This window comes from Pseudomonas sp. URMO17WK12:I11, from assembly GCF_007677725.1.
GTDB lineage: Bacteria > Pseudomonadota > Gammaproteobacteria > Pseudomonadales > Pseudomonadaceae > Aquipseudomonas.
On sequence record NZ_VEDF01000004.1, the window covers coordinates 291,878 to 305,125 of the forward strand.

The following is a 13,248-nucleotide window of genomic DNA, read 5'->3' on the forward strand; positions in this document are numbered from 1 at the left end:
GTTCAAGCCATTCATCCTTGCGCTCTGGCATGCTGCTCAACCCAGTAGAAACGTGCCATCGCCATCATGCCCAGCAGTCCCGTCATCGCCCGCCAGGCTTTCCTGCATGGCGCCCTTGCTATCCTGCCTTTGTCCGTAGCCGTCGCGCCCTGGGGCCTGCTGGCTGGCTCCATGGCCATCGAAGCCGACCTGAGCCCGTTGCAGGGCCAAGGGTTGTCGGCCATTGTTTTCGCCGGCGCGGCGCAACTGGTGGCCATCGGCATGCTCAAGAGTGGCGCCAGCCTGTTGTCGATCCTGCTCACTACCTTGCTGCTGACCTCGCAGCACCTGCTCTATGGGCTGTCCATGCGCCCGGTACTGTCGAACCAGCCACTGCGCTGGCGGCTGGGCTTGGGCTTCCTGTTGACGGACGAATTCTTCGCCTTGACCAGCCATTACGATGCGCAGCAGTTCAACCGCTGGTACGCGCTGGGCGTTGGCCTCACGTTCTACGTCGCCTGGAACCTGTTCACGGTGGCCGGCATCGTGCTGGGTCAGAATATTCCGCACCTGGACCAACTGGGCCTGGACTTCTCCATCGTCGCCACCTTCGTTGCGCTGATCGCACCGCTGGTGCGCAACCGACCAACCCTGGTGTGTGTCGCAGTGTCGCTGGGCTGCTCAGTGTTGTTCAGCTACTGGCATTGGGAAACCGCCCTGGTCGCTGCCGGCCTGCTGGGCATGGCGGCAGGCTTCATCTGCCAGAAACTCGCTGGAGGCCGCTGATGATCTGGCTGCTGATTATCGCCATGGGTGTGGTGGTTTTCCTCAATCGCTACGCCTTTCTCGAACCGCGTCTGCCGCTGCGCCTGAGCTCGAATGCAAGACAGTTCCTCGGCTTTGCAGTGCCGGGCATGCTGACGGCTATCTGTGGCCCGATCGTGTTCATGCCCGACCACCACCTGAACCTGAGCCCATTCAACCCTTACCTGCTAGGGGCAATGGCAGCCATTGCCCTGGTACTGTTGACCCGCAGCGTGTTGCTCAGCATGCTGGTGAGCATGTTGATCTTCTTCGTCTTGCGCAGTTGCCTGGCATGAGCACCCATCTGCGCGAGCAGGCCCACCTTTGGCAGGCGCCAGCGCTTGGCGACGTCGAGATGCTGCATGCGCGATACCTGCAACAACGCTTCGCCCCGCACGTGCACGAGGGCTATGTGTTCACCGTGATCGAGTCGGGCGCGCAACGCTTCTGGCACCGCGGCAGCGAGCATCTGGCACCGGTAGGCAGCATGGTGTTGATCAACCCGGACGAACTGCATACCGGCGCCACGGCCCATGAAGCCGGGTGGCGCTACCGCGGTTTCTATCCGGAGCATGAACGTGTGACCGGCGTGCTGGACGAACTCGGCCTGAGCCGCCACGGCATGCCGCGCTTCCACGACAGCGTCATCCTCGACCCGGCTCTGGCGCTAGCCTTCAGCCAGTTGCACCAGCTTTCAGAGGCTGGCGCCAGCGCGCTCGAGCAACAGACGGCATGGCGCCAGGCGGTTTTGGCGCTGGTGCAGCGCCATGGCCATGGCGCCGAACCCGCAGCGCCCGGCAAGGAACCGCTTGCCGTCAAGCGCGCACGGGAACTGCTCGAGAGCCAATTGGCGGACCCGCCGTCGCTGGAGGCCTTGGCCACGGCGGTCAACTTGTCACCCTTTCACTTCGCTCGCGTATTCCGCCAGGCAACCGGCCTGCCCCCGCATGCCTGGCTCAAGCAACGCCGCCTGGCACGGGCACGCGAGCTGCTCAGAGGTGGATCAGCTGCGGCTGACGTGGCCTTCACCCTGGGTTTTGCCGACCAGAGCCATTTTAGCCGGCAGTTCAAGCAAGCTTATGGGGTGACCCCAGGGGTCTACCGCAACGCTTGCTTGCACAGCTAGCGCCTGCGTCGTCAGGCCCAAGGCAGGCGCGCCCGCGGCTGCTACACTGACAGGGCTAACCGGAGGATCCCATCATGTCCGAACGAGAGCTCACCACCCTCATCACGCTGATGAACCAGCGCCAGGCCTGTTTGAGCAGTGCCTGCAAACAGATCGCCGACTGGATCGACCGCCAGGGCGATGTGCCCGCCGCCGGTAAGATCCGCGCCAGTCTCAAGGCCCTGGAAGCCGATGAGGCTCAGGTGCGCAGGACGCTGACCCAGCTCACCCTCGACAGGCCGCTGCCGCGCTTTCGCAGTTGAGTGCAGTGGCATGAAAAAGGGCCGCTGGTGCGGCCCTTGGTAGGTCAGTGATTCATGTGCATGTGTTCATGACTGGCGCCCGCCTCGGCGTTGAGCGGTCGTACCTGGGCCTGTACTTGCACCGTTTCCTTGGCGCCCTGGGCATCTTCGATGGTCAGGGTCAGCGGCACTTCGTCGCCCTCCTTGACCTGTTCGGTCAGGCCCATGAGCATCACGTGATAGCCATTCGGATCGAGGGTCACGGCCTTGCCAGCCGGCAGCTCGAGCGCCTTGACCTGCTGCATGCCCATCACATCGCCGTTCATGGTCATCTGGTGCACTTGCACGGTTTTGGCGATCGGCGATGCGACGTCGACCAGCTTGCTGTCGGTGCTGGCGGTGAGGATCATGAATGCCCCAGTGGAAGGCTGCTGCGGCACGCTGGCGCGTACCCAGGCACCGCTGACGGTGGTCTGCGCCAACGCCGGCAGGGCCAGGCCCAACAGGGCAACGGCGGCCAGGCCGCGCTTGATCGGATGCAGTATAGAAGCCATTAGCAAATCTCCATCAGGGTGGCGAGGTCTTCGGCGCATTCCTTGGCAGTCAACGAGTGACCCAGGCTCAGGCGCAGCGTGCCGCGGGTATCGTAGACGTAGCTGGTGGACGAGTGAGAAATGGTGTAGGTGTCACCTGCTGGTACCTTCTCGTAGAACACCTTGAACTCACGAGCGACCGCGTCGATTTCTTCCGGAGTACCGGTCAATGCGGTGAACGACGGGTCGAAAGCCTTGACATAGGCATCGAGCACTTCGGGCGTGTCGCGTTCCGGGTCCAGGGTGATGAATACCACCTGGAATATTTCGCGGTCGCGGCCCCGCAGCAGTTTCTTGATCTGCGCCGCACGCGCCAGCGTGGTCGGGCACACTGCCGGACACTGCGTGAAGCCGAAGAAGATCATCGGCATGGAGCCGTAGAAGCTCGACAAGGTGCGCACATTGCCTTGCGGGTCCTTGAGGCTGAACTTGCGCCCCAGGATCTCGTTGCTCATGTTCTTGCCGTACTTGAACTCAAGCCCGCGAGCTGGATTGCAGCCGGCCAGCAGGCCCAGCCCGAGCACGCCCATCCCGGCAACGACCGCGCGCCGGGTCAGTAGATCAGTCATAAACCATCCTTTACAGGGAAGGTGCCGACCTCGGGGCGGGTCGGTCGAAAAACCGGGGCATTCTGGCATGACGCTCCGGGGGCTTCTACCCGGCGGAGGCTCGATGGGCACGCAGCCCTGTAAACATGGGCTGCGGCCTGTTGTCGCAGGGGTTGAAACCGTAACACTTTGTTGCTAAGGCTTGCCGGCCAGCATCAGTAGTAGGCGTTCTCTTTCTGCGTGTGGTCCGTCACGTCGCGCACGCCCTTGAGCTCCGGGATACGCTCGAGCAACGTACGTTCGATGCCGTCCTTGAGCGTGACGTCTGCCTGGCCGCAGCCTTGGCAACCGCCGCCGAACTGCAGCACGGCAATGCCGTCGTCGACCACATCGACCAGGCTCACCTGACCCCCGTGGCTGGCCAGCCCCGGGTTGATCTCGGTCTGCAGGTAATAGTTGATGCGCTCGTTGATCGGGCTGTCTTCGTTGACCATCGGCACCTTGGCGTTCGGCGCCTTGATGGTCAGCTGACCGCCCATGCGATCGGTGGCGTAGTCGACCAGCGCGTCTTCCAAAAATGGCACGCTGACTGCGTCCAGGTAGGCGGTGAAGCTCTTCAACCCAACAGGTTCGTCGTCAGGCTTTTCTTCGCCCGGCTTGCAGTAGGCAATGCAGGTCTCGGCGTACTGGGTGCCCGGCTGGGTAATGAAAATTCGAATGCCGATGCCAGGCGTGTTCTGCTTGGACAGCAGATCGGCCAGGTAATCATGGGCGGCGTCAGTAATGGTTATAGCGCTCATGGAAGTTCCTCACAGACTTGCGGCCAAGTGTACGCCAACCTGGCCGTTCGACAAAGTCCTAGTATTTGACTCGGGATAGTGCCAGGCCCTGGGAACGCTCACGCGGCGCGGTCAGCCAAGCGTGCAGGCGCCGGTACACACCACGCTCCAACCACTGGTAGCTGAACCAGGACATGAGGGCGATGGACGGCACGCACAGGGCGAACACCCAGTACGGATTCAGGTGCAGGCGCTGGCTGGCGAACCAGCCGGCGTAGAGCACCAGCACGTGGATCAGGTAGACGGAATAGGAGCAGTCGCCCAAGGCCTTGAGCACATGATTGCCCTTGAAATAAGGCTCCAGTGCGATGAACGCCAGCACGATCATTGCGCTTGGCAGCCCCCAGTGCAGCAGGCGCTGGGACGCATCCAGGTGATAGATGGCGAAACTGGCGGCGCCCAGCAAGGCCAACGGCAGGAACAGCCCTTCGCGAATCAGCCCGCGGCGGTAGATGACCCCCAGCCCGATGCCCAGCAGAAACTCGTAGATGATGCCGTTGTTGTAGAAATGGCTGAGCACGGTGCGCCCCAGCACCTCACTGACCAACAGCAAGGCAACGGTGACCAGCAGCAGGTGGTGGCGCTGGCGCACCATGAATGCCAAGCCGAACAACAGGTAGAAGAACATCTCGAAATTCAGTGTCCAACCGACGTTCAAGGTCGGGTACAAGCCATAGCCACCGGGGTTTTCCGCGGGGATGAACAGCAGTGATAGCAGCAGATGATGCCAGTCGAACACCTGATGCGGCATCGATTGGCTGAAGCCAAGCAGCAACGCTGCCATCATCGCGGTGTAGAACCAATAGGCGGGCACAATGCGCAGTACCCTGTTGAGCAGGAACTGGCTCGGCTCGATGGGTTTGTCACGGGTCGAGAGGTAGATCACCAGCCCGCTGATGACGAAAAAGATATCGACGCCGACGGCGCCCCGATCAGTCAGCAGTTGGCCCACCGGGCCGGTGGCATGGAAATCGAAAAAAATCTGCATGAAGTGATGGCAGACCACCACCCAGGCGGCGAACGCGCGCAGCGCTTGGAGCGAATACAGCATGAAGTACCCTGCAATTGCCGGTGCATTGAGGCGCTGAGCGAATGCCTAGGCAGGCGCCTTGCGCGCACGCGCGGCGCAAGAACCGCGAGGGCCGCGACGCAGCCCCCTTGGCAATCGATCAGGACCACCCAGCACGTCCGACCGCAACGTATCCGGAAAGGTCAGCTGGCCCGATCAGAGGTTCTCGTAGCGATTCATGTCCAGCACCCCGGACTCGACCGGCTCGGTTTCCTTGATGAAGGTGTTCAGGTCATGGAAGTACTGCCAGAACTGCGGGTGACTGCGGCGCACGCCCCACCGCATGACGATGCGTTCGAACTTATCGGCGTCGTCCTTGGCATGCTCCATGTCCTCGACGAATTCCGGCACATCGCTAGCGGGTATGTTGAACATGAAATTCGGATAGCTGCTCAGCACGCCGGGGTACAGTGTCAAGGTGTCCAGCCCCGGTTGGTAGCGATAATCCTCACCGAGCAAGAAGGCCACATTGCTGTGCGCGCGGTTGCGCAGCAGGCTGTAGACCTGGCGCTGCCCGCCCTCGCCCTCGATGCGCAGCATGGTTGCCTCGGGCAGTTGCTTGATGACCTTCAGGCCGGCAGCCGGACGCGACACCAAGCGGCTTAGAGACTGCTCGACGTTGCGGAACTGTTCGTTCATCTGTGGTCGTGAGCAGTAGGCACCCTTGCAGCGGTTGATCGGGTCTGGGGCAACGTTGAGGCTGGCGGTGCGCTGCAACAACTTGAGCCCGAAATCGCGTTCGGGGTTGCGCGGGTCGAGCGTGATGCCGCTGGGGGTGTCGCTGTCGATGTCTTCATAGTCCAGCCACATCTTCATCTTGCCACTGTTCTGGTACCAACTGCCCAGCACGTCCGAGCGTTGTTCAGCCGGCATCAGGCGCAGGAAATTGACCTCCGCCCCATTTCGAATAAGGTCGAAGTACAGGCGCGTCTGCAACTGGTGCGAGACGTTGCCGAAGACATCGAAATTGACCGCGAGCTGATAGTAGGTGCGCTCGAGCAACGGATAGTCGAACAGCCACATGGTCAACGGCACATCGCCGACCAGGCCTTTGGTCACCGAGGCGCTGTCGAAATGGCGGAAGATGCTCAGCAAGGCGTTGTCATTGCCGGCCCATAGCGTCTCCCAACCGGGCGCCGGCATGTGCGCATAGGCGTCGCGGCGCAGCTCTTCATAGGCGTTGCGCTTGTCGCGGTAGGCATGCCAGAGGCTCAGCACACTGCCCACATCGTCGATCTGGCCCGGCATCGCCAGCAGTGGCGTGGCTTTGCCGCGGTAGTTGGCATCGGTCACGTAGCGGTCGTAGGCAGGCTCCTGGAACAGCGCCCAGAAATTATCGCGGATCACGTCGGTGGCGATCTGCCCGCGGCACACCGGCCCACGGATGAACGTGCGCACGAAGTACTCGGCGTTATCGAGCATGAACTGATAACGCGCCACCGCAGGGATCGCTTCGAATGTTTCGAACGGGTTGGCCCGGTGCCGCGGTCCATAGCCGGGCAGCGCCGTGGCATGCCAGTCGCCGGCGTAGAACAGCTGCTTGACCCGCTTGAGCTTCTGCGGCCCCATCGGGTAGGTGATATGGGTCTTGTGCACGATCACGCCCTGCACCGGGACCAGCCGATAGTAGAAATCGGTGCCAGGGGGGTCGTTGGGACGGCGGGTGGCGATCAGGTCGACCGGTTTGCCGCTCGGCGTGCGCGAGCGGACCCACTGGAAGAAGTGCCCCTGCTCGCCGCCGACAAAGTGGATGTGGGCCAGGAACAGATGTTCATACAGCCAACGGCCGACCAACGCCTCGGTGGAACCAGGGCGATTGAGCAGCTCTTCCCATTCGGCGATCTGCTTGGCCTCGACGGCGCTCGGCTGAATCGGCTGGTACTCGACCGGCGCACCGGCGGCCAACCAATCGCGCAGGGTGGCGTATTCATGGTCGCTCAGGCCGGTCACCGCCAGCGGCATCCCCTCCTTGGGGTGGGCCCCGGCGTAGGCGTCGAATTCGTGGGGCAGCGGGCACATGTTGTTGCGTGCAATGCCCAGGACGATCTCGTCAGGCAATTTGGCGTTGGGCGTCAGCGGGGTCTTGTGCCCCAGCTCGAGCATGCGCGCCATCAATGCCGCCTGGCTGCCCTGGTTGTCGAGTACCGAATAAAAGCCTTTGTCACGCCACTGCGCTTCGGTCTGCGCGTCGTAGAACAAGCGCGTCGGCGCCACTGCCTTGCTGCGCTCACCCTGATACACCGGCACCTTGCTGGCGCCACGAACTGCGCCCTCGGGGCTGTCCAGCTTGAGCTGGCAAGCAGCATCGTTGCAGGCATGGCAGGCTACGCATTTCTCGGTGAAGATCGGCTGGATATCCCGGGTATAGGAGATGGCCGGGCTCGCCAGAGGGGCTTGTGCAGACGCCACGCCACTGATTAACAGCGCGAAGACGCTGACAAGATTACGAAGCACCATGTGCGAGAAGTCCTGAGAATTGAAAAAAAAAGCCTGACGATATGCCGTCGTGTTAGCGAGCCCTGGCTATCGACGCCCAGCCAACATGAACAGAATTCATGCATATGGCCAGTGCACCTAAAAACCGCGCAGCTTTGTTATGATTCGGCACCTTCTGATATTCGCCCGACCAGGTAGTTCCTATGTCCGACCGCAGCGCTCGTCTCCAAGCACTCCAGCACGCACTCAATGAGCGCATACTGATCCTCGACGGCGGCATGGGCACTATGATCCAAAGCTATCGCCTGGAGGAACACGACTATCGTGGCACGCGCTTCGCCGATTGGCCAAGCGATGTGAAAGGCAACAACGACCTGCTGCTGCTAAGCCGTCCGGACGTGATCGCGGCGATCGAGAAAGCCTACCTCGACGCCGGTGCCGACATCCTCGAGACCAACACCTTCAACGCCACGCAGATATCCCAGGCCGACTACGGCATGGAATCGCTGGTCTACGAGCTGAATGTCGAGGGCGCACGCATCGCCCGCCAGGTGGCCGATGCGAAAACGCTGGAAACGCCGGACAAGCCGCGCTTCGTTGCCGGGGTGCTCGGCCCGACCAGCCGCACCTGCTCGATCTCCCCCGACGTCAACGACCCAGGCTATCGCAACGTCACCTTCGACGAGCTGGTGGAGAACTACATCGAAGCGACCCGCGGCCTGATCGAAGGCGGCGCCGACCTGCTGCTGATCGAGACCATCTTCGACACCCTCAATGCCAAGGCGGCGATCTTTGCCGTGCAGCAGGTGTTCGAGGACGAGGGTATCGAGCTGCCGATCATGATCTCCGGCACCATCACCGACGCCTCCGGGCGCACCCTGTCGGGCCAGACCACCGAGGCATTCTGGAACTCGGTGCGTCATGCCAACCCGATTTCGGTGGGCTTGAACTGTGCGCTCGGCGCCAAGGACCTGCGCCCGTACCTTGAGGAGTTGGCGACCAAGGCCGACACCCATGTCTCGGCGCACCCGAACGCCGGCTTGCCGAATGCCTTCGGCGAATATGACGAAACCCCGGCCGAAATGGCCGCTGTGGTCGAGGAGTTCGCCGCCAGCGGCTTTCTGAACATCATCGGTGGTTGCTGTGGCACCACCCCCGGGCACATCCAGGCCATTGCCGAAGCGGTGGCCAAATACCCGCCGCGACCGATTCCGCAGATCGCCAAGGCCTGCCGCCTGTCGGGCCTCGAGCCGTTCACCATCGATCGCCAGTCGCTGTTCGTCAACGTCGGCGAGCGCACCAACATCACAGGTTCCGCCAAGTTTGCCCGGCTGATCCGCGAAGAAAACTACACCGAAGCCCTGGAAGTGGCGCTGCAGCAGGTCGAGGCCGGCGCCCAGGTGATCGACATCAACATGGACGAAGGGATGCTCGATTCCCAGGCGGCCATGGTGCGCTTCCTCAACCTGATTGCCGGTGAACCGGATATTTCCCGCGTGCCGATCATGATCGACTCGTCGAAGTGGGAGGTCATCGAAGCGGGGCTCAAGTGCATCCAGGGCAAGGGCATCGTCAACTCGATCTCCATGAAGGAAGGCGTCGAGCAGTTCAAGCACCATGCCCGCCTGTGCAAGCGCTACGGCGCAGCGGTGGTGGTCATGGCGTTCGACGAGGTCGGCCAGGCCGACACCGCCGCGCGCAAGAGGGAAATCTGCCAGCGCAGCTACGACATTCTGGTCAACGAGGTAGGATTCCCCCCTGAAGACATCATCTTCGACCCGAACATCTTCGCCGTGGCCACTGGCATCGAAGAGCACAACAATTATGCCGTCGACTTCATCGAGGCCTGCGCCTACATTCGTGACCACCTGCCCCACGCCTTGACCTCCGGGGGCGTGTCCAACGTGTCGTTCTCGTTCCGGGGCAACAACCCGGTGCGCGAAGCCATCCACTCGGTGTTCCTCTACCACGCGATCCAGAATGGCCTGACCATGGGCATCGTCAACGCCGGCCAACTGGAGATCTATGACGAGATCCCGGCGGCGCTGCGCGAAAAGGTCGAGGACGTGGTGCTCAACCGCACCCCTCACGGCACCGACGCCTTGCTGGCGATCGCTGACGACTACAAAGGCGGTGGCGCCACCAAGGAAGTTGAAAACGAAGAATGGCGCTCGCTGCCTGTCGAGAAGCGCCTGGAGCACGCACTGGTCAAAGGTATCACCGCATTTATCGTCGAAGACACCGAGGCCTGCCGCCAGCAATGCGCACGCCCGATCGAAGTCATCGAAGGCCCGTTGATGAATGGCATGAACGTGGTGGGCGATCTGTTCGGCGCCGGCAAGATGTTCCTGCCGCAGGTGGTCAAGTCGGCGCGGGTGATGAAGCAGGCGGTAGCCCATCTGATTCCGTTCATCGAGGCCGAGAAAGGCGACAAACCCGAAGCCAAGGGCAAGATCCTGATGGCGACGGTCAAGGGCGACGTGCACGACATCGGCAAGAACATCGTCGGCGTGGTGCTGGGCTGTAACGGTTACGACATCGTCGATCTGGGCGTAATGGTGCCGGCCGAAAAGATTCTGCAAACCGCCCGCGAGCAGAACTGCGACATCATCGGCTTGTCTGGCTTGATCACGCCGTCGCTCGACGAGATGGTGCATGTCGCCCGCGAAATGCAGCGTCAGGATTTCCACCTGCCGCTGATGATCGGCGGCGCGACGACGTCCAAGGCGCACACCGCAGTCAAGATCGAGCCTAAATACAGCAACGATGCAGTCATCTACGTGACCGATGCCTCCCGCGCGGTGGGCGTGGCGACCCAGTTGCTGTCCAAGGAGCTCAAGCCAGGCTTCGTCGAGAAAACTCGCCAGGACTATGTCGAGGTGCGCGAGCGTACCGCCAACCGCAGCGCGCGCACCGAGCGCCTGAGCTACGCCCAGGCCGTGGCGAGCAAGCCGCAGTACGACTGGGCCAGCTACCAGCCGGCCGTGCCCTCCTTTACTGGCGTCAAGGTGCTGGACGACATCGACCTGCGTAAATTGGCCGAGTACATCGACTGGACACCGTTTTTCATCTCCTGGGACCTGGCAGGCAAGTTCCCACGCATCCTGACCGACGAGGTAGTGGGCGAAGCCGCCACCGCGCTGTATCAGGATGCCCGTGAAATGCTCGACAAACTGATCGATGAAAAGCTGATCAGCGCCCGCGCGGTGTTCGGCTTCTGGCCGGCCAACCAAGTCGCCGATGACGACATCGAAGTCTACGCCCAGGATGGCCAAGCGCTGGCCACCCTGCATCACCTGCGCCAGCAGACCATCAAGCCTGATGGCAAGCCGAACCTGTCCCTGGCCGATTTCGTGGCGCCGAAGGCCAGCGGCGTCACCGACTATGTCGGTGGCTTCATCACCACCGCCGGTATCGGCGCCGAGGAAGTGGCCAAGGCCTATCAAGACAAAGGCGACGACTACAGCTCGATCATGGTCAAGGCGCTGGCCGATCGTCTGGCCGAGGCGTGCGCCGAGTGGCTGCACGAGCAAGTGCGCAAAGAGTATTGGGGCTACGCCCGCGACGAGCAGTTGGACAACGAGGCGCTGATCAAGGAGCAGTACAGCGGTATCCGCCCTGCCCCAGGCTATCCGGCGTGCCCGGATCACACCGAAAAAGAAACCCTGTTCCGCCTGCTCGACGGCACGGGTATTGGCCAGACGGGCCCGAGCGGCGTGTTCCTGACCGAACACTTCGCCATGTTCCCGGCTGCAGCGGTCAGCGGTTGGTATTTCGCTCATCCACAAGCGCAGTATTTTGCCGTGGGCAAGGTCGACAAGGACCAGATCGAACGCTACAGCGCCCGCAAAGGTCAGGACATCAGCGTCAGCGAGCGCTGGTTGGCGCCGAATCTGGGCTACGACAGCTGAATGGCTGAGGCCTGCTCAGCCAGGGCGTGAATTGCCTATACTGCTCCTGACCACCTGCAAGTGCTCAGGAGCGACCATGGACGACCCCGACCAAGGCAAACCGCCGACCTTCTGGCAGATGCTGCACAGCGTACTGGCTGCCGCCCTGGGCGTGCAGAGCGGCAAGAACCGCGCCCGGGACTTCGGTCATGGCAAGGCCAGCCACTTCATCGCCATGGGCACGCTGTTCACCTTGGTGTTCATTGCCGTGTTGATCGGCTTGGCGCAGCTGGCCCTGCACCTGACGGCGCGCTGACAAATTGCCTGGCAAACGAAAACGCCCACCGCAAGGGTAGGCGCATGGATTGCTGCAGGGTTCGGCTCAGGTCACTGATGGCTGACCCAATACACTGCCGTAACCACCACCAGGACGATCAGGCACAGGATCGCCCAGGCATCGACGCTGCTGTCAGCTTTGCGGACCTTGGTTGAGTTTCCCATTGCATTGCCTCTTGTAGTGGTTATGGGAATGCACTTCACAACCCGTAGTTAAGACCAGCAATGCCCTTCTCTCAAGCAAGGTCTTTCAATAGTCGACGGGTGACGTGAGAAACGGATACTGGTAGTCGGCCGGGCGTCCCTGGGCACTGTAGCGCCGGAAATCGACGCCATAGTCTTCGCGTTCCAGCAAAGCCAGCCAGCGCCGTGCGGTGGCCTGATCGATCGACTGCAGCACCGGCATGACGTGCTCGCGCTTACCGTCGCGATTGATTTCGATACCGTTGGCATCGTCGTGCAACAGCACCATGGCCCAACCGCCCAGGGTGGTGTGTCCGCCCATCAACACCCCCAGGCGACCATCGATACGCGCGCGCAGGGCCTCGGCTGAACTGTTGATGGCACTGAATACCACATCGCGACCTGGCCGGCGCCCTGCTTCTTCGAACGCCTGCATGGCCCCGAACGCCATCTGATCGTTCGCCGCCCACACCAGACGGATGTCGGGGTAGCGCTGCAGCAGCTGCTGCGCCTGCTCATAAGCTCGTTCGCGACTCCAGCCGCCATACACCACCTGGCGCAGGCGCACTTGCGGGTGATCGGCCAGCGCCCGGCGCATGCCCTCTTCGCGCAATTGCGAGGCCGGCGTGGTCTTGACGCCGGAGAATGCCACCAGGTCGATCGGCTCGTTATCACGTGGCAGCAACGCAATCATTTCCTTGAGCATGCGCAAGCCAGCCTGCTGGTCATTGGCGGTCAAGGTGCCGAGCAGCTGCCCATAGGTGCCGGGCTGGGCCTGGATGCTGCCGGCCTGGCTGGGGGTCAGGCCATTGTTTACCAGGAACAGCTTCACCCCCGTGCCCTGGGCCAGGCGCATGATCTGCGGCGCGACGTACTGCTCATTGACCAGCACCAGGTAGTCCGGCGGCTGCGGCCCGTTGAGCAGCGCCCGGGCTTGGCTCATCGCCAGCAGCGGATCACGCTGGCTGTACTCCACGCGCAGGGTCATGCCCAACTCGTCGGCAGCAGCGTGCATGAAGCGCGAATAGCTGGTCCAGAAGATTTCGTCGGACTGTCCAGGATTGAGGAACACCACCGAGGCGGCCTGGGCGCTGAGTGCCAACGGCAGACTCAGGCACAAGCTTTGGCACAGCGCCTTGAGCATGCGAAAACACCCTTGCGACA

At 62.2% G+C, this 13,248-nt stretch carries 12 protein-coding genes; 6 read left to right on the top strand and 6 right to left on the bottom strand.

Annotated elements, in window-relative coordinates; translation table 11 throughout:
* Positions 1 to 66 precede the first annotated feature (66 nt).
* From FS665_RS10060 to FS665_RS10075, 4 genes are all read left to right on the top strand, one after another.
* A complete protein-coding gene (locus FS665_RS10060) occupies positions 67 to 765 on the top strand; it encodes an AzlC family ABC transporter permease (protein ID WP_145187189.1) in 699 nt (232 codons plus the stop codon).
* Positions 765 to 1,079 carry an AzlD domain-containing protein gene (locus FS665_RS10065; protein ID WP_145187192.1) on the top strand — a complete coding sequence of 105 codons (315 nt, stop codon included), beginning with the start codon at positions 765 to 767 and terminating at the stop codon, positions 1,077 to 1,079. Before FS665_RS10060 ends, FS665_RS10065 begins: the two co-directional genes overlap by 1 nt.
* The gene (locus FS665_RS10070; protein ID WP_145187195.1) at positions 1,076 to 1,909 is read left to right on the top strand and encodes an AraC family transcriptional regulator; all 834 of its coding nucleotides are present in this window, start codon (positions 1,076 to 1,078) and stop codon (positions 1,907 to 1,909) included. Before FS665_RS10065 ends, FS665_RS10070 begins: the two co-directional genes overlap by 4 nt.
* A 74-nt stretch (positions 1,910 to 1,983) precedes the next feature.
* On the top strand, positions 1,984 to 2,211 hold the full coding sequence (locus FS665_RS10075) for a hypothetical protein (protein WP_145187198.1): 228 nt from the start codon (positions 1,984 to 1,986) through the stop codon (positions 2,209 to 2,211).
* A 44-nt stretch (positions 2,212 to 2,255) separates the two neighbouring features.
* Here FS665_RS10075 and FS665_RS10080 read toward each other — a convergent pair whose 3' ends face one another.
* The 5 genes from FS665_RS10080 to FS665_RS10100 all read right to left on the bottom strand — a co-directional run bounded on the left by FS665_RS10080 (position 2,256) and on the right by FS665_RS10100 (position 7,696).
* Positions 2,256 to 2,744, bottom strand: a complete 489-nt coding sequence (locus FS665_RS10080) for a copper chaperone PCu(A)C (RefSeq protein ID WP_145187201.1) — start codon at positions 2,742 to 2,744, stop codon at positions 2,256 to 2,258.
* Positions 2,744 to 3,352 (bottom strand): SCO family protein, encoded by a 609-nt coding sequence (locus FS665_RS10085; RefSeq protein WP_145187204.1) that lies wholly within the window; start codon positions 3,350 to 3,352, stop codon positions 2,744 to 2,746. The genes FS665_RS10080 and FS665_RS10085 overlap by 1 nt, the downstream gene beginning before the upstream one ends.
* Before the next feature lie 194 nt (positions 3,353 to 3,546).
* The gene (gene nfuA / locus FS665_RS10090) at positions 3,547 to 4,131 is read right to left on the bottom strand and encodes a Fe-S biogenesis protein NfuA (protein WP_138217419.1); all 585 of its coding nucleotides are present in this window, start codon (positions 4,129 to 4,131) and stop codon (positions 3,547 to 3,549) included.
* A gap of 58 nt (positions 4,132 to 4,189) precedes the next feature.
* Positions 4,190 to 5,221: an acyltransferase gene (locus FS665_RS10095; RefSeq protein WP_145187207.1), complete on the bottom strand. Its 1,032-nt coding sequence runs from the start codon at positions 5,219 to 5,221 to the stop codon at positions 4,190 to 4,192.
* A 174-nt stretch (positions 5,222 to 5,395) separates the two neighbouring features.
* A complete protein-coding gene (locus tag FS665_RS10100) occupies positions 5,396 to 7,696 on the bottom strand; it encodes a fatty acid cis/trans isomerase (protein ID WP_145187211.1) in 2,301 nt (766 codons plus the stop codon).
* Between the two features lie 182 nt (positions 7,697 to 7,878).
* Between FS665_RS10100 and metH the strand changes: the two genes are divergently transcribed.
* The gene (gene metH / locus FS665_RS10105; RefSeq protein ID WP_145187214.1) at positions 7,879 to 11,586 is read left to right on the top strand and encodes a methionine synthase; all 3,708 of its coding nucleotides are present in this window, start codon (positions 7,879 to 7,881) and stop codon (positions 11,584 to 11,586) included.
* 76 nt (positions 11,587 to 11,662) lie between these two features.
* A complete protein-coding gene (locus FS665_RS10110) occupies positions 11,663 to 11,881 on the top strand; it encodes a DUF2970 domain-containing protein (protein ID WP_145187217.1) in 219 nt (72 codons plus the stop codon).
* 270 nt (positions 11,882 to 12,151) lie between these two features.
* Here FS665_RS10110 and FS665_RS10115 read toward each other — a convergent pair whose 3' ends face one another.
* On the bottom strand, positions 12,152 to 13,228 hold the full coding sequence (locus FS665_RS10115) for an ABC transporter substrate-binding protein (RefSeq protein WP_145187221.1): 1,077 nt from the start codon (positions 13,226 to 13,228) through the stop codon (positions 12,152 to 12,154).
* Between the last annotated feature and the right edge of the window lie 20 nt (positions 13,229 to 13,248).